This window comes from Pseudomonas sp. FBCC-B1667 (assembly GCF_059133255.1).
In genome coordinates this window covers 5,879,382-5,896,027 of record NZ_CP101437.1, presented here as the reverse complement: position 1 = coordinate 5,896,027, position 16,646 = coordinate 5,879,382, and the positions used below count along the sequence as shown (strand labels likewise).

The following is a 16,646-nucleotide window of genomic DNA, read 5'->3' as shown; positions in this document are numbered from 1 at the left end:
AGAGTTGAGGCATGCGTAGATCCAACCGAGGTTTTACCCTGATCGAAATCATGATCGTGATTGCGATCATCGGGATCGTCATGACCATTGCCGCCCCGAGCTTCACCGAATACCTGAAGAAGGGCCGGCGCAGCGAAATTGCCGGGGTGTTATCGGAACAGGCGCAGATCCTTGAACGCTTCTACACCAAGAGCAATGTCTACACCAACGCCACAGGCCTGAGCGCTGGCAATGACTATTACACTATCACCCCGACTATCACTGACCAGACCTTCCTGCTGACGGCCGTGCGCAAGGCCGGCTCGAGTATGGCAACCGACAAGTGCGGGGATTTCACCCTCACCAATACCGGTGTCCGGAGCATGGTCAACGCTACAGCCGGCTTGACCGCCAAGGATTGCTGGGGGCGCTGAGTTTTCTTTCGGGCGCCTTTTGCGCCCTCTGTCTATTTAACGGTTGGATCTGAACATGATCAGGCAACAGCAAGTGGTGATTGTCGGTGGCGGCGTGATCGGGCTGCTGACGGCGTTCAATCTCGCGTCCGAAGTGCGCAGCGTGGTGCTGCTGGATCGCTCGAACGTTGGGCAGGAGTCTTCATGGGCGGGCGGGGGGATTGTTTCTCCGCTCTATCCGTGGCGCTACAACCCGGCGGTCACTGCGTTGGCGCATTGGTCCCAGGATTTTTATCCACAGCTCGGTGAGCGATTGTTCGTGGCGACCGGGGTTGATCCTGAGGTCCACACCACCGGCCTGTATTGGCTGGACCTGGATGACGAAGCCGAGGCGCTGGCGTGGGCCAAACAGGAAAATCGTCCGCTGCGGGCTGTGGATATCTCGGCGGCACACGATGCGGTGCCAGTATTGGGCGCGGGGTTCTCGCGAGCGATCTTCATGGCCGATGTCGCCAATGTGCGCAATCCGCGGCTAGTGAAGTCGCTGAAGGCTGCGTTGCTGGCGCTGCCTAATGTGACGATTCACGAGCAGTGTGAAGTCAGCGGGTTTATTCGTGAAGGCGATCAAGTCGTTGGAGTGCAGACCTCGACGGGTGCCATTCAGGGCGATCAAGTGGTGCTGACCGCCGGCGCCTGGAGTGGAGATTTACTCAAAAGCCTGGGCTTGATGCTGCCGGTCGAACCGGTGAAAGGGCAGATGATTCTGTACAAGTGTGCGGCGGACTTTTTGCCGAGCATGGTGCTGGCCAAGGGGCGTTACGCGATTCCCCGGCGCGACGGGCACATTCTGATAGGCAGTACGCTGGAGCATGAAGGCTACGACAAGACGCCGACCGATTCGGCTTTGCAAAGTCTCAGGGCATCGGCGGTGGAGTTGATTCCCGCGTTGGCGGATGCCGAAGTCGTCGGGCATTGGGCCGGCTTGCGGCCGGGTTCGCCCGAAGGCATTCCTTACATCGGTCAGGTGCCCGGGTTTGAGGGGCTTTGGCTTAATTGCGGGCATTATCGCAATGGGCTGGTGCTGGCGCCGGCGTCGTGTCAGCTGTTTGCGGATGTGATGCTGGGGCGTGAGCCGATTATTGATCCTGCACCTTATGCACCGGGCGGGCGGATCTAGTCGCGGGATCTCTGGCGCCTGTCAGCTTGCCTTCGTCGGAACGCCGCCAGGAACAGGCTCGCGAAGGGGCCTTTAATCCAACCCAAGTTTTTTGAGCCTGTAACGCATCGACCTGAACGACAAATTCAGCCGCTGAGCCGCCGCCGTGCGGTTCCAGCGGGTTTCCTCCAGCGCCTGGAGGATGACTTTACGTTCGACGTTTTCCAGATAGTCTTCCAGATTGTCGATCTGCGTCAGGTCGGGCACCCCACCCTCTGCCGCGCAATTACCCTCGGCCAGTCGTAAATCGCTGGCTTCAATCTGCTTGTTCTCGCACAACGTGTGCGCCCGTTCGAGCACGTTCTCCAGTTCTCGCACATTGCCCGGAAAGCGATAGCTTTTCAGCGCATCCAGTGCCAGAGGATGCAGTGTTGCGGGAGGTCGGCCGCTGTCCGCCGCCAAGCGCCTGAGGACATGGCTGGCCAGCGCCTCAATGTCGTCACGGCGTTCGCGCAAGGGCGGAACCCGCAGTTCAATGACATTGAGCCGGTAATACAAATCCTGACGAAAACGCTCGGCGGCGATCTCGGCCTCAAGGTCTTTGTGGGTGGCGCAAAGAATGCGCACGTCGACCACGGTTTCCTGTTGTTCTCCGATACTGCGCACCGCTTTTTCCTGAATCGCACGCAGCAGTTTGACCTGCATTGCCAAAGGCAGGTCCGCGACTTCGTCGAGGAACAGCGTGCCGCCATGTGCTGCCTGGAACAGTCCGCGCTTGTCCTCGATGGCACCGCTGAAACTGCCTTTGCGATGCCCGAAGAACTCGCTTTCCATCAGCTCTGACGGAATCGCCCCACAGTTGACCGGGACGAAGGGATGATGGGCTCGCGGTCCTTGCTCGTGGATCAGCCTTGCAACCAATTCCTTGCCGCTGCCGGATTCGCCGCTGATGTACACCGGCGCCTGGCTACGAGCGAGTTTGTCGATGTGTTTGCGCAGGTTGCGCATGGGCGGCGAGCTGCCCAGCAGCCGGCGATCAATGGCCGTACTGGCGTCGGCTGGAGCAGGCAGGCGCAGGGCGCTGGTGACCAATTCCCGCAGGCGAGTGAGGTCGACCGGTTTGGTCAGGAAGTCGAAGGCGCCGGCCTTTAGTGCGTTGATCGCTGTTTCGATGCTGCCATAGGCCGTGATCATCGCCACCGGCACCTGTGCGTAACGCTGCTGGATGTGCTGCACCAGCTCAAGGCCGGTGCCGTCGGGCAGGCGCATGTCGGTCAGGCACAGATCAAAGGTCTCCCGGGCCAGCAGGGCTTGGGCATCGCCCAGGTTACGGGCGCTGAAGGTATCGAGTTTCATCCGTCCCAGGGTGATTTCCAGGAGTTCGCGGATATCCGGTTCGTCGTCGACGATCAGGACTTTGGGCCGTGGGCTCATGTTCAACTTTGTTTCCGTCCGTGAGCAAAAGTGATGCGAAAGCAGCCGCCGCCTTGGCGTGGTTTGAAGTCTAGGCGGGCCTGGTTGCTTTCGCACAGCTCACGGGACAGATAAAGCCCCAGGCCTGTGCCTTGGCTACTGGTGGTAAAAAACGGTTCGAACAAATGCCCCTGCTGGTCTGGCGCCACGCCGGGGCCGTTATCGACAACCTCGAGAATCGGTAACTGGCTGTCGGCATCAACAAACAATTGCAGCCAGACCTGAGCCGTGTCGTGGTTCAGGGCGCTGTGGTGCCAGGCATTGCGCAACAAATTGTCCAGAACCTGGGTGAGCTGGTTCGGGTCCATCAAGGTGTTGAAGTCGCCGGAACCTATGCTCAGGTGGATCTGCTGAGCGTCGTTCGCGTTCTCACGGGTTTCAGCGACGAACCTTTCCAGCCACAGCTTCAGGTCCAGCCGTTGCGGTACGGTTTGCTGGCGGCGGGACAGTTGCAGGACATTTTCGATAACCCGATTCATTCGTTGAGAGTGGTCTTGAATAATCTGGGTCAGACGCCGATCCGCACCGTTGAGTTCCTCGGATTCGCGCAGCAATTGCGCGGCATGACTAATGGCGCCCAAGGGATTGCGGATTTCATGGGCGATACCCGCCGTCAGTCGGCCGAGGGCGGCGAGTTTCAGTTGCTGTGCCTGTTGTGCAACCTGAGCGATGTCTTCGAGAAAAACCAGGGTCTGCGGGTTCGGGCTTTGATCCAGGGCGATGAAGCTGGGTTGTAGTTCCAGGCCGCTGCCGGGGATTTTCAGGCTTTGCGGGCGCAACGTCGGATTGTTGAACCACAGCTCCAGACGTTCGACCAGCGTCGGGGAAAAGTCGTCGATCAGCCGTCCGTCGAGTGCTTTGTGCCCCAGCAGGATCAATGCACTGTGATTGGCCAGTTGCACCCGCCGTTGTGCGTCGAGCACCAGAATGCCCGTGCGCATACGTTGCAGGATCAGCGCGTTGAGTGTTTCGAGACCCATTACTTCGCTGGCTCGCTGTTCGGCGAGGTGTTCACTGACTTCCAGGCGTCTGGTCAGGCCTTGCACCAGCAAAGCCGCAGCAAAACACAGGGCGCCGAGCATGCCGACTTGCAGGTAATCGTTGGGGCTGGCCGGATGGCTGAAGCTCAGGACGAAACTTAAACCGACGATGCCCAGCGCGCCGACCGCGGCGATCAACAGGCCGACACGTCCACGCAGCAGGGTATTGCTGATGACCACCGACACAATCAATAGATTGCCGATGGCGCTGGCCACGCCTCCAGCGGCGTAGAACAAACCACAGAGCATAAAGACATCGACCAGCGCCAGGCTGAACAGCTGCGCTGGCCGTCGGGTGTTTCCCAGAAACACCACCAGCAGAATGTTCAGCACCAGGTACAGCCAGCTGCCATTGCGCAAAAGGTCATCATTGGCGAATCCCAGCAACTGATTGTCCAGGTTGCTGGTCATCAACAGCACCAGGGTGATGCCGATACTTAAACGGTAGAGGTGGTAGAGGCGCAGCAGTCGCTGAGCCTGTTTGCCGCCGGGACTTGAGGTCTCAGCGGCCACTTGAGCCCGGGCCTTGCTCAAGGTGAGCCTGGCTGCAATACCACTGTTGTTGAAGGCTCAGCGCGCGGTCGCGGGGCAGGTGTACGCCGCAATGGGCGCAACGGACCATGGGAGCAGCTTCCAGCTCGGCGGAGGACCTTGGAGCATTAGCCGAGCCCTTGAACTTGCGCCAGAACCATACTGCAGCGGCAATCAGGGCAATCCAGAACAGTAAACGAAGCATGGTGAGCTGCTTTATGACGAGTGATTCAGCAGTTTAGCCAAGGTCATGCCGAGCGCACAGCGTAATCATCACGCCCACAAAAAAGGAGCCTCGCAAGACTCCTTTTTGTACAACCTGAGGTGTCAGTCGAACACGCCAAAGGTCATGTAGCTGAACCAGGAGCGGTCACTGTTGTTGCCTTCAGACTCGTGTTGTTCTTCTTCGACTGCATCGCCATTGCCATCTTTAGGCTTCAGTTCGCTCGGAATCGCGTCCTTGGCATCCTGGAACTGTCTCTGCACGTCCTGGTTGGCGCGGGTTTCGCCCGGTGGCAGCGGCGGACGGGACTCGATCAGGCCCAGTGTGGCCTTGCTCAGCCATGAACGGTTGTCAGCTTCGGCGACCGAAGGCTTGAACTGGCCGTCTTCCAGGCTTGGGTGGTTGGGGTAGTTGAGCTTCAGGGTTTCGAGGCTGGTGGCCGCCAGCTCGTCCAGATGCATACGCTGGTAGGCTTCAGTCATGATCGCCAGGCCGTCACCGACGGAAGGGGTATCCTGGAAGTTTTCCACTACGTAGCGGCCACGGTTCGCGGCGGCGACATAGGCCTGACGGGTCAGGTAATAGTTGCCAACGTGAATCTCGTAGGCTGCCAGCAGGTTGCGCAGGTAAATCATGCGCTGCTTGGCATCCGGCGAGTACCGGCTGTTCGGGAAGCGGCTGGTCAGCTGGGCGAACTCGTTGAAGGAGTCGCGAGCGGCACCGGGGTCACGCTTGGTCATGTCCAGCGGCAGGAAGCGCGCCAGCAGGCCGACGTCCTGGTCGAACGACGTCAACCCTTTCAGATAGTAGGCGTAATCCACGTTCGGGTGCTGCGGGTGCAGGCGAATGAAACGCTCGGCAGCAGACTTGGCGGCTTCAGGCTCGGTGTTCTTGTAGTTGGCGTAGATGAGCTCGAGTTGAGCCTGATCAGCGTAGCGACCGAACGGATAGCGCGATTCCAGAGCCTTCAACTTGGCAATGGCGCTGGTATAGCTACTATTGTCCAGATCGTTCTGAGCCTGCTGGTACAGCTCGACTTCGCTAAGGTTTTCGTCTACGACTTCCTTCGATGAGCAAGCAGCGGTCAATGCGAGGATGGCGATCAGCAGCAGGTGTTTCACTTGCATGGCGGCTTGCGTCCCTATGACGGCCGCTGTCTTGGGCGGGGCCGTCCTGTTATGATGAGCGCCCCGTTGAATAGCCTCGGGGCAAAAGACGCCGTATTTAACCACAAGCGCGCAGCCGAAACCAAAGGCTGTGCCGACGCCTAGTCTGAGCATGTCCGATAAAATTGAACTTCGCGCAGAGGTGCCGTCCGAATTGGGCGGCCAACGCCTCGATCAAGTCGCCGCACAATTATTCGCTGAGCACTCGCGCTCGCGCCTTTCCGCCTGGATCAAAGACGGCCGCCTGACTGTGGATGGGGCGGTTATCCGCCCGCGAGACATCGTTCACGGTGGCGCCATTCTTGAACTGACCGCCGAGCAGGAAGCTCAGGGCGAATGGATCGCTCAAGACATCGAACTGGACATCGTCTATGAAGACGACGACATCCTGGTGATCAACAAACCTGCGGGTCTGGTGGTGCATCCGGCTGCTGGCCACGCTGATGGCACCTTGCTCAACGCCTTGCTGCACCATGTGCCGGACATTATCAATGTGCCCCGCGCCGGTATCGTGCATCGCCTGGACAAGGACACCACTGGTCTGATGGTCGTGGCCAAGACCATTCAGGCGCAGACACAGCTTGTCACGCAATTGCAGAGCCGCAGCGTAAGCCGGATCTACGAATGCATCGTGATCGGCGTGGTGACGGCAGGCGGCAAGATCAACGCGCCAATCGGTCGTCATGGCCAGCAACGCCAGCGCATGGCCGTAATGGAAGGAGGCAAGCAAGCCGTCAGCCATTACCGCGTGCTCGAGCGTTTCCGCTCCCACACTCACGTGCGGGTGAAGCTGGAAACCGGTCGTACCCACCAGATTCGTGTGCACATGGCCCACATCAACTACCCGTTGGTCGGAGACCCTGCCTATGGCGGTCGCTTCCGTATCCCGCCGGCAGCCAGTGTGACCATGGTCGAATCGTTGAAGGCGTTCCCGCGTCAGGCCCTGCATGCGCGGTTCCTGGAACTGGATCACCCGACCACCGGTAAACGCATGAGCTGGGAATCGCCACTGCCGGACGACTTTGTCTGGTTGCTGACCCTGCTCAAGCAAGACCGTGAGGCGTTCATCGGATGAGCGACTGGCTGATTCCCGACTGGCCTGCGCCTGCCGGGGTGAAAGCCTGTGTGACCACCCGTGCGGGCGGCGTCAGTCTGACGCCGTTCGACAGCCTCAACCTCGGCGATCACGTCGACGACAGCCCCGAAGCTGTTGCCGAAAATCGCCGTCGCCTCACCGATCATTTCTCTATTCAACCGGCCTGGCTGCAACAGGTTCACGGCATTGCCGTGGCCCACGCGGACCCAAGCCTGGTCGCCACTGCCGATGCCAGCTGGACCGCCACGCCCGGTATTGCCTGCGCGGCGATGACTGCTGACTGCTTGCCGGCGCTTTTTTGCAACCGTGCCGGCACTCGCGTTGCCGCGGCCCATGCCGGTTGGCGCGGGTTGGCGGGGGGTGTGCTGGAAGCCACGCTTGACAGTCTGGACGTGCCGCCCGCAGACGTATTGGTCTGGCTCGGTCCGGCCATTGGCCCCAAAGCCTTTGAAGTTGGCCCGGAAGTGCGCGAAACCTTCGTCGAGCAACTGCCGGAGGCCGCCAAAGCCTTTGTGCCAAGTGCCAATGCTGGCAAGTTCATGGCCGATATCTACGAGCTGGCGCGTTTGCGTCTTTCGGCTCGTGGTGTCACCGCTGTTTACGGTGGCGGTTTCTGCACCGTGACCGATCCGCGCTTCTTCTCTTACCGGCGCAGTCCACGCACCGGTCGGTTTGCCTCCCTTATCTGGCTTGAAGTGCCCAGTCTCACGAATACTGTTCCTTTTTGACGGCGTCTGTTGCCGTCATGCTGCGTTGCCGCTCCTCGCCATAGCGGGCTATGACTCGTCGCGGCGCCTTGCCTGACGACAACAGCCACTCGTCAAAGAGGAACGTATTCGTGAGACAGGGCACAAACGCTAGACTTCTCTGATCTGCATCAAGTGATCGGCGCTTGAAACTCCCAGAATCGACCGCATCTATAACGGTATCTGGCAGGTTTCTTCATTCAGGATGTTTTATAGGTCCGGCCTGCTCAAAAGGAAGGTGACCCATGCGCATAGATCGTTTAACCAGCAAATTGCAGTTAGCACTCTCCGACGCCCAATCCCTGGCCGTCGGCCTTGACCATCCCGGTATCGAGCCGGCGCACTTGATGCAGGCCATGCTCGAACAGCAGGGTGGTTCGATCAAACCCTTGCTGATGCAGGTCGGTTTCGACGTCAACAGCCTGCGTAAAGAGCTGACCAAAGAGCTCGACCAGCTGCCGAAAATCCAGAACCCGACCGGCGACGTGAACATGTCGCAGGATTTGGCGCGCCTGCTCAATCAGGCTGATCGCCTGGCCCAGCAAAAGGGCGACCAGTTTATCTCCAGCGAACTCGTGCTGCTCGCCGCCATGGACGAGAACAGCAAGCTCGGCAAGTTGTTGCTGGGGCAGGGCGTGAGCAAGAAAGCCCTGGAAAACGCGATCAATAACCTGCGTGGCGGCGAAGCGGTCAACGATGCCAACCACGAAGAGTCGCGCCAGGCGCTGGATAAATACACCGTCGACCTGACCAAGCGCGCCGAAGAAGGCAAGCTCGATCCGGTAATCGGCCGCGACGACGAAATTCGCCGGACCATTCAGGTCCTGCAACGCCGTACCAAGAACAACCCGGTGCTGATCGGTGAGCCTGGCGTGGGTAAAACTGCGATCGCCGAAGGCTTGGCCCAGCGCATCATCAACGGTGAAGTGCCGGATGGCTTGAAAGGCAAGCGCCTGCTGTCCCTTGATATGGGGGCGCTGATCGCCGGTGCCAAGTATCGCGGTGAGTTTGAAGAGCGCCTGAAATCGCTGCTCAACGAGCTGTCGAAGCAGGAAGGGCAGATCATTCTGTTCATCGACGAGCTGCACACCATGGTCGGCGCCGGTAAAGGCGAAGGCTCGATGGATGCGGGCAACATGCTCAAGCCTGCGCTGGCTCGCGGCGAGCTGCATTGCGTCGGCGCGACGACGCTCAACGAGTACCGCCAATATATAGAGAAGGATGCGGCCCTCGAACGACGCTTCCAGAAAGTCCTGGTGGACGAGCCGAGCGAAGAAGACACCATCGCGATACTGCGTGGCCTCAAAGAGCGTTACGAGGTTCACCACAAGGTGGCGATCACAGACGGGGCGATCATCGCCGCGGCCAAGCTCAGCCATCGCTACATCACGGATCGTCAGTTGCCGGACAAGGCCATCGATCTGATCGATGAAGCGGCCAGCCGCATCCGCATGGAGATCGACTCCAAGCCGGAAGTGCTCGACCGCCTGGAGCGTCGCCTGATTCAGCTGAAGGTAGAATCCCAGGCGCTGAAGAAAGAAAGCGACGACGCGGCGAAGAAACGCCTGGAAAAACTCCAGGAAGAAATCGTTCGTCACGAACGTGAGTACTCGGATCTCGAAGAAATCTGGAACGCGGAAAAAGCCGAAGTCCAGGGCTCCGCGCAGATCCAGCAAAAAATCGAACAGTCCCGTCAGGAACTGGAAGCCGCACGCCGTAAAGGCGACCTGAACCGCATGGCTGAGCTGCAATACGGGGTGATCCCGGACCTGGAGCGCAGCCTGCAAATGGTCGACCAGCACGGTAAAAGCGAGAACCAGTTGCTGCGCAGCAAGGTGACTGAGGAAGAAATCGCTGAAGTCGTGTCAAAGTGGACCGGCATTCCGGTGTCGAAAATGCTCGAAGGCGAGCGCGACAAGCTGATGAAGATGGAAAGCCTGTTGCATCAACGTGTGATCGGTCAGGACGAAGCGGTGGTCGCGGTCTCCAACGCGGTGCGACGTTCCCGGGCCGGGTTGTCCGACCCGAATCGTCCGAGCGGTTCGTTCATGTTCCTCGGCCCGACCGGTGTCGGTAAAACCGAGCTGTGCAAGGCACTGGCCGAGTTCCTCTTTGATACTGAAGAGGCGATGGTACGGATCGACATGTCCGAATTCATGGAGAAACATTCCGTGGCCCGACTGATCGGTGCGCCACCTGGCTATGTAGGCTATGAAGAGGGTGGTTACCTGACAGAGGCGGTGCGTCGCAAGCCTTACTCGGTGATCCTCCTGGACGAGGTCGAGAAGGCCCACCCGGATGTGTTCAACATCTTGCTGCAAGTGCTGGAAGATGGCCGCTTGACCGACAGCCATGGCCGCACGGTGGATTTCAAGAACACCGTGATCGTCATGACGTCCAACCTGGGCTCGGTGCAGATCCAGGAACTGGTCGGTGATCGTGAGGCACAGCGCGCGGCGGTGATGGACGCGATTTCTACCCACTTCCGGCCGGAGTTCATTAACCGGGTCGACGAAGTGGTGATCTTCGAGCCTTTGGCGCGGGATCAGATTGCGGGCATTACCGAGATCCAGTTGGGTCGCCTGCGCAGTCGCCTGACCGAGCGTGAGCTGAAACTGGAGTTGAGCCCAGAGGCCATGGATAAGCTGATCGCGGTGGGTTACGACCCGGTGTACGGCGCACGCCCGCTCAAACGAGCGATTCAGCGCTGGATCGAGAACCCGCTGGCCCAGTTGATTCTGTCGGGTCGTTTCATGCCCGGCGATACCGCCAAGGGTGTGGTGGAAAACGACGAAATCGTATTCGTCTGACCCATCCAGGCAACAAAACTGACGAGGCCTCGCATTGCGAGGCCTTTTTTTCGCCAGGCTGTTGAACTCTAAGGAAAAGGCTTGTAAAGTGCGCCCCGCAGTCAGTCACCCGTCAGGGTTTCCGCTCCCCAAGCAGGAATCCAAAATAAGTTGCAAATCATTAACTTGAAAGCAATTTAGGGGGTTGACAGAGGTGCTGAAGATTGTAGAATAGCGCGCCTCAGACACACGAACGCAGCGATGCGAACGGGTCGAAGAGAACGCAAAAAGCTTCACCGTTGTAAATTGAAATATGTAGTTCCGTGATAGCTCAGTCGGTAGAGCAAATGACTGTTAATCATTGGGTCCCAGGTTCGAGTCCTGGTCACGGAGCCAATTTCAAACCGGGGTATAGCGCAGTCCGGTAGCGCGCCTGCTTTGGGAGCAGGATGTCAGGAGTTCGAATCCCCTTACCCCGACCATTTTTGGGTCGTTAGCTCAGTTGGTAGAGCAGTTGGCTTTTAACCAATTGGTCGTAGGTTCGAATCCCACACGACCCACCATTTTTGAAACCAGTTAACGCTGGGATCAGATCTTAAGATCAGAGGCCAAAAGCGCTGATCGAAGAAGGCGACTTGGAAAGGTCGCCTTTTTTTTACCGGGGTATAGCGCAGTCCGGTAGCGCGCCTGCTTTGGGAGCAGGATGTCAGGAGTTCGAATCCCCTTACCCCGACCATATTAAAAATCCTCGTATCGAAAGATACGGGGATTTTTTTTGCCTGCTGTTTTTTATCTACCACTTTTTGTTTACTGAAAATGCGATTCTCTTCAAGTCATCGTACAACTTGCCGATAGCGAAGCGACGGGGTTCTGCCGACACACGCCCCTTATCCAGGCCATTACAAGAAAAGGGCGTTCGTTATGTTGCTTCGTCAGTTGAATATTGCTCCTCGGGCGACCTTGGGGTTTGCCCTGATCGCCGTGTTGGTCGCCTTGCTCGGCGTATTTGCGCTGGGTCAGATGTCGAGCATTCGCGAGAGCGAGGTGGCGGTGGAGAAGCAATGGTTGCCGAGCATCCGCGGTGGCGACGAGATCCGCGAGATCATGCTGCGCATTCGTACCATTTCCCTGCGCATGGCCCTGGATCAGGACCCCAAGAACATTCCTCAGTACCGCAGCCAAATGGATACCCGCGACAAGGAGCTTAGCGAAAAAATCGCCGCGTACGACAAGCTGGTAAACACCGCCGAAGGCAAGGCGCTTTATGACCAGTTCAAAACCACCTTCGCGGCTTACCGTTCCGGTATCGCCCAATCGTTTTCCCTGGCGGAACAAGGTCGTCGTGACGAACTGACCAAACTGCTGCTGATCGACATGAAAACTGTGGTCGATGGCTCCGGCAAACAACTCACTGACCTGGCGGACCTGTTTGCCAAACAAGTTGCCGCCGAAAGTGAGAAATCCGCCGCGCATTACGATACCTCGCGAATGATCGTCAGCCTGTTCATCGCCTTGGCGGCGCTGGCCACTGTCGGCCTGGCCATGTTGCTGACCCGCAGCATCGCCAACCCCCTGAACGAAGCGTTGCACGCTGCGGAAAACGTGGCCCGTGGCGACCTCACGCGTCCGATCGAAACCCATGGCAGCGACGAAGTCAGCCGCTTGCTCAAGGCGCTGGCAACCATGCAGCAGAACCTGCGTGAAACGTTGCAAGGTATCAGCGGCTCGGCGGCGCAACTGGCCACGGCGGCGGATGAGTTAAATGCAGTTACCCTCGACGGCACGCAAAACCTGCAGCAGCAGAACAACGAAATCGAACAAGCCGCCACCGCCGTTAATGAGATGACCATGGCGGTGGAGGAGGTTGCTCGCAATGCGGTGTCCACGTCTGACGCTACCCGCCAATCCAGTGAATCCGCCCATGCCGGTCAGGAGCGCGTCAGCGAAACGGTCACGGCCATTGGTGCACTGGCCAATGACGTGCAGGTGACGGGTGGCCTGGTGCAATCCCTGGCCCATCAGTCGCAGGACATCGGCAAGGTGCTGGATGTGATTCGCGCGATTGCCGAGCAAACCAATCTGCTCGCACTCAACGCCGCCATCGAAGCGGCGCGTGCGGGGGAAAGCGGTCGGGGGTTTGCGGTGGTGGCGGATGAGGTTCGAGCACTGGCTTATCGCACGCAGCAATCGACCCAGGAAATCGAACAAATGGTTCAGGGCATGCGCAGCGGCTCGACCCAGGCGCTGGATTCGATGCAAGCAAGCTCAACTCGGGCGGCGACTACGCTGGCCTTGGCCGAGCGTGCGGGCGAGGCGCTGCAGACCATCACCGACTCGGTTCACCAGATTCATGAACGCAATCTGGTGATCGCCAGCGCGGCTGAAGAACAGGCGCTAGTGGCGCGAGAAGTGGACCGCAATCTGGTGAACATCCGCGACCTGTCCGTGCGCTCCACTGCCGGAGCGAATCAGACCAGTGCCTCCAGCCACGAACTCTCACGCCTGGCCAATTCGTTGAGCACCATGGTCCAGCGCTTCCAGGTGTAAATCCGCAAGACGAAAAAATCTATGGTCACCCCATTTTTTGCAATACTGATTAACGGGTGAAGTGGTTGGCTTGCTTAAATCTATCCGGCGTCTGTTGGGGCAAACCCCGCGCCACGATGAGAGTCGCGCCTGACGATCCTTGAAAAAGCCCACGGCTTTATTAAGCCAAATTTTTCGTCAGGATCTTCGTCAGGCCGGTCGGCCGTTCACGTCATCTGTTGTTCAGCTATCGCAAAACCTGAAGGGTGAGTCGTGGTACTGCAACAACCGCAGGGTCAAGCAGCCATGCTGATTGGCCCTGCTTCAAACTCGGTATGGTTGGCCGCTATCGCCCAAGCGATACGGGCCAGCTTGTTGGCCAAGGCGCAGGCCACTACATTGGAGTGGCGTCGCATCAGCAGCGAGCGTACCCAGTCCGCCAGGGGGCCTTTCTGGTACTCCAGATGCTGCAGGTAAACCCTAGCGCACTGCACCAGTAGGCGTCGCAAGTTCTTGTCGCCGCGCTTGCTGATCCCCAGCAAATTGGCCTTGCCACCGGTACTGTATTGTCTGGGCACCAAGCCAACAGAGGCCGCAAAGTCACGGCTACAGCCGTATTGCTTACCGTCGCCCATTTCCACAGCCAGCAGGCTGGCGGTGATCGGACCGACACACGGCAGGCTCAGTAAGCGAGTGCCCAGATCATCGTCAGCCAGTTGGCCTGCCAGCTCTTTATCCAATGCCTTGATTTGTTCATCCAGGTAGACGAAGTGATCGTGCAGGCGCTGCAACAGAACTGTCAGCCGAACGGGTAATTCATATTCCGCCAGGATGCTGGCCAAGCGTTTCATCATGACCAGTCCTGGTGGCAGGCTGATGCCGAACTCCAGCAGAAAACCATGCATTTGATTAACGGCCTTGGTGCGATCATGAATCAGCGATTCGCGCAGGCGATGCAAAACGGAAAGGGTTTGCTGAGCCTCAGTCTTTGGCGAAACAAAGCGCATCGATGGCCGCGAAGCGGCTTCACAAATGGCTTCGGCATCGACGAAATCGTTTTTGTTGCCTTTGACGAAGGGCTTAACGAACTGCGGGGAAATCAGCCTGGCTTGATGCCCCATGGCCATCAGCTCGCGAGCAACGAAATGCGCCCCGGCGCAGGCCTCCATCACCACCGTGCAGGCTGGCAGGTTGCCGAAGAAGCACATCATCTGCTGACGTGAACACTTCTTGCGAAACAGCTCTCGCCCCGACTTTTCCTGGCCGTGCAGGTGGAAGGTATGTTTGCCGAGGTCAATACCGACCAGCGCTAAATCGCTCATGGTGATGGTCTCCAAAATAAAACACCCTGCGAAAGCGTAGCCCTCGCAGGGTGTGGGGGTGACCATCTCATTAAGCCCCGCTTCTCGGTGGAGAAAGCGGGGCGTGATGCTCAGAGGCTTAGGCGCCGTCTTGATCTTTCAGGTGTTCGAACAGGCCTTTTGGCATTTTCTTGCCGTTGGCTTCGTAGTTGGCTTTCACATTATCAAACGCCTCTTGCTCGTCGATAAAGCCATCGTGGTTAGTGTCGATCTTGTCGAAGTTGGACTTCGGTGCGACAGCCTGGAATTCAGCGCGGGAAACCTTGCCGTCACCGTCGGTGTCGGTCTTGGCCATCGACGCATCGCCACACTTGCCTTCGCCACATTTGCCTTCTGGGGTTTTCACCACCTGTTCGGCCGAGGCCAGCAGATAACCTTGAGTCAGCGGCTGCGAAGCGAAGACAGAGCCGGTCAACATCATGCCACCAGCCAGAACAGCACCAAGCAGACCGATAGTGTTTTTGGTAGTACGGGACATTTCAATTCCTCCTGGGTTGCACGACACAACCACTTGATAAAGGGTTGCCACGTAAGTGCGGCGACAGCCGAAGCGGGCGGGTTGCCTTGCTCGGGTGTGGCCATTTAGCGGGATGGGTGTATCGCTACTGTGTCGCGCAAGGGGGAGTTTGTAAGCGAAGGTGCGAAAGCGTGGGGGAGATACAGTGAGACACACATCTCCAAATCAATGGAGATCAATTGTAGGCGTGAGCCTGCTCGCGATGGCGGTGTGTCAGTGCCGTCAATGTTGAATGACACTCCGCGATCGCGAGCAGGCTCACTCCTGCAGGGTGTTTAGTGCAGCTTCAGTCGCGGCTCAGTCCCGCGCCCGATCTTGCTGCCCAGCATCAGCATCGCTGTACGAAACGCGCCATACAGCGCCATCTGGTGCATGCGGTACAGCGACACGTAAAACATCCGTGCCAGCCAGCCTTCCAGCATCACGCTGCCCGTCAGGTTGCCCATCAAGTTACCCACAGCCGAAAAACGCGACAGCGAGATCAGCGAGCCGTAATCGGTGTACTTGTACGCCGGCAACGCCTTGCCTTCGATCCGCAGCTTCAGCGATTTGGCCAGCAACGACGCCTGTTGATGCGCTGCCTGAGCGCGTGGCGGCACATTGCGATCGGTACCCGGTTGCGGGCAGGCCGCGCAATCGCCGAACGCGAAGATGTTCTCGTCGCGGGTGGTTTGCAGGGTCGGCAGTACTTGCAGCTGGTTGATGCGGTTGGTTTCCAGGCCGTCGATGTCCTTGAGGAAACCCGGGGCACGAATCCCGGCGGCCCAGACTTTCAGGCTGGCGTTGATCACTTTGCCGTCGGCGGTGATCAGGCTGTCGGCCGTCACTTCACTGACCGCCGCATTGGTCATGACGTTGACCCCGAGTTTCTCCAGGGTTTTATGCACAGGCCCGCCGATGCGTTCCGGCAGGGCCGGCAACACCCGTGGACCGGCTTCGATCAAGGTGATGTGCATGTTTTCCGGTTTGATCCGGTCAAGTCCATAAGCGGCCAGTTCATGCGCCGCGTTATGCAACTCGGCGGCCAGTTCAACACCGGTGGCACCGGCACCGACGATAGCGACGCTGATCTGTTCGACCTTGTCGGTTTGCCCGGCATGGGCACGCAGGTAATGGTTGAGCAGTTGCTGATGGAAGCGCTCGGCCTGTTTGCGGGTGTCGAGAAACAGGCAATGTTGCGCCGCGCCCTGGGTGCCGAAATCGTTGGTGGTGCTGCCGACCGAAATCACCAGCGAGTCGTAACCCACTTCACGGGCAGGCACCAGTTCCAGGCCGGCCTCGTCGTAAGTGGCCGCCAGCTGGATTTTTTTCTGCGTGCGATCGAGCCCGCTCATGCGCCCCAACTGGAACTCGAAGTGGTTCCATTTCGCTTGGGCCACATAGTTGAGTTCGTCTTCGGAAGAGTTCAGCGACCCGGCCGCCACTTCGTGCAGCAGCGGTTTCCAGATGTGGGTCAGGTTCGCGTCGACCAGCATCACACTGGCCGTGCCACGCTTGCCCAGAGTCTTACCCAGACGGGTAGCCAACTCCAGACCGCCGGCGCCGCCGCCAACGATGACAATACGATGAGTCATGGGGATATCTCGCAAGGCTAAAAGAAATCGGTGCAATTACCCGAGCGAGCGCGAGG

Annotated in this window: 13 protein-coding genes and 4 tRNA genes; 10 read left to right on the top strand and 7 right to left on the bottom strand. The window is 58.6% G+C overall.

The window, feature by feature from the left end; genetic code table 11:
• The first annotated feature begins 11 nt into the window (after positions 1-11).
• Positions 12-413, top strand: a complete 402-nt coding sequence (locus NL116_RS27225; RefSeq protein ID WP_494374818.1) for a type IV pilin protein — start codon at positions 12-14, stop codon at positions 411-413.
• Positions 414-468: 55 nt separating this feature from the next.
• Positions 469-1,569 carry a glycine oxidase ThiO gene (gene thiO / locus NL116_RS27220; RefSeq protein ID WP_494374817.1) on the top strand — a complete coding sequence of 367 codons (1,101 nt, stop codon included), beginning with the start codon at positions 469-471 and terminating at the stop codon, positions 1,567-1,569.
• A gap of 72 nt (positions 1,570-1,641) precedes the next feature.
• On the opposite strand, the gene NL116_RS27215 is transcribed toward thiO, so the two are convergent.
• The 4 genes from NL116_RS27215 to NL116_RS27200 all read right to left on the bottom strand — a co-directional run bounded on the left by NL116_RS27215 (position 1,642) and on the right by NL116_RS27200 (position 5,942).
• Complete coding sequence (locus NL116_RS27215; RefSeq protein WP_494374816.1) at positions 1,642-2,982, bottom strand: sigma-54-dependent transcriptional regulator; 1,341 nt, start codon at positions 2,980-2,982, stop codon at positions 1,642-1,644.
• A gap of 2 nt (positions 2,983-2,984) precedes the next feature.
• Entirely contained in the window at positions 2,985-4,574 is a 1,590-nt protein-coding gene (locus tag NL116_RS27210; protein ID WP_494374815.1) for a sensor histidine kinase, read from the bottom strand.
• Positions 4,564-4,797, bottom strand: coding sequence for a PP0621 family protein (locus tag NL116_RS27205; RefSeq protein WP_494374814.1), 234 nt, complete (start codon positions 4,795-4,797; stop codon positions 4,564-4,566). Before NL116_RS27205 ends, NL116_RS27210 begins: the two co-directional genes overlap by 11 nt.
• 122 nt (positions 4,798-4,919) lie before the next feature.
• Complete coding sequence (locus NL116_RS27200) at positions 4,920-5,942, bottom strand: outer membrane protein assembly factor BamD (protein ID WP_494374813.1); 1,023 nt, start codon at positions 5,940-5,942, stop codon at positions 4,920-4,922.
• A gap of 151 nt (positions 5,943-6,093) precedes the next feature.
• Here NL116_RS27200 and rluD point away from each other — a divergent pair, with 151 nt between their 5' ends.
• The 8 genes from rluD to NL116_RS27160 all read left to right on the top strand — a co-directional run bounded on the left by rluD (position 6,094) and on the right by NL116_RS27160 (position 13,159).
• Positions 6,094-7,056: a 23S rRNA pseudouridine(1911/1915/1917) synthase RluD gene (gene rluD, locus NL116_RS27195; RefSeq protein ID WP_007942311.1), complete on the top strand. Its 963-nt coding sequence runs from the start codon at positions 6,094-6,096 to the stop codon at positions 7,054-7,056.
• Positions 7,053-7,805 (top strand): peptidoglycan editing factor PgeF, encoded by a 753-nt coding sequence (gene pgeF / locus NL116_RS27190; RefSeq protein ID WP_494374812.1) that lies wholly within the window; start codon positions 7,053-7,055, stop codon positions 7,803-7,805. The genes rluD and pgeF overlap by 4 nt, the downstream gene beginning before the upstream one ends.
• 263 nt (positions 7,806-8,068) lie before the next feature.
• Entirely contained in the window at positions 8,069-10,633 is a 2,565-nt protein-coding gene (gene clpB / locus NL116_RS27185) for an ATP-dependent chaperone ClpB (RefSeq protein ID WP_494374811.1), read from the top strand.
• Positions 10,634-10,932: 299 nt separating this feature from the next.
• Positions 10,933-11,008 (top strand) — tRNA-Asn (locus tag NL116_RS27180).
• Between the two features lie 9 nt (positions 11,009-11,017).
• Positions 11,018-11,094, top strand: a tRNA-Pro gene (locus NL116_RS27175).
• A 5-nt stretch (positions 11,095-11,099) separates the two neighbouring features.
• Positions 11,100-11,175, top strand: a tRNA-Lys gene (locus tag NL116_RS27170).
• A gap of 96 nt (positions 11,176-11,271) precedes the next feature.
• A tRNA-Pro gene (locus NL116_RS27165) sits at positions 11,272-11,348 on the top strand.
• 185 nt (positions 11,349-11,533) lie between these two features.
• On the top strand, positions 11,534-13,159 hold the full coding sequence (locus NL116_RS27160) for a methyl-accepting chemotaxis protein (RefSeq protein WP_494374810.1): 1,626 nt from the start codon (positions 11,534-11,536) through the stop codon (positions 13,157-13,159).
• A gap of 275 nt (positions 13,160-13,434) precedes the next feature.
• On the opposite strand, the gene NL116_RS27155 is transcribed toward NL116_RS27160, so the two are convergent.
• From NL116_RS27155 to NL116_RS27145, 3 genes are all read right to left on the bottom strand, one after another.
• Positions 13,435-14,460, bottom strand: coding sequence for an IS110 family RNA-guided transposase (locus NL116_RS27155; protein ID WP_494373779.1), 1,026 nt, complete (start codon positions 14,458-14,460; stop codon positions 13,435-13,437).
• Positions 14,461-14,578: 118 nt separating this feature from the next.
• Positions 14,579-14,977, bottom strand: a complete 399-nt coding sequence (locus tag NL116_RS27150) for an HvfA family oxazolone/thioamide-modified RiPP metallophore (protein WP_027924177.1) — start codon at positions 14,975-14,977, stop codon at positions 14,579-14,581.
• A 314-nt stretch (positions 14,978-15,291) separates the two neighbouring features.
• Positions 15,292-16,590, bottom strand: a complete 1,299-nt coding sequence (locus NL116_RS27145; protein ID WP_494374809.1) for an NAD(P)/FAD-dependent oxidoreductase — start codon at positions 16,588-16,590, stop codon at positions 15,292-15,294.
• Positions 16,591-16,646: the final 56 nt, after the last annotated feature.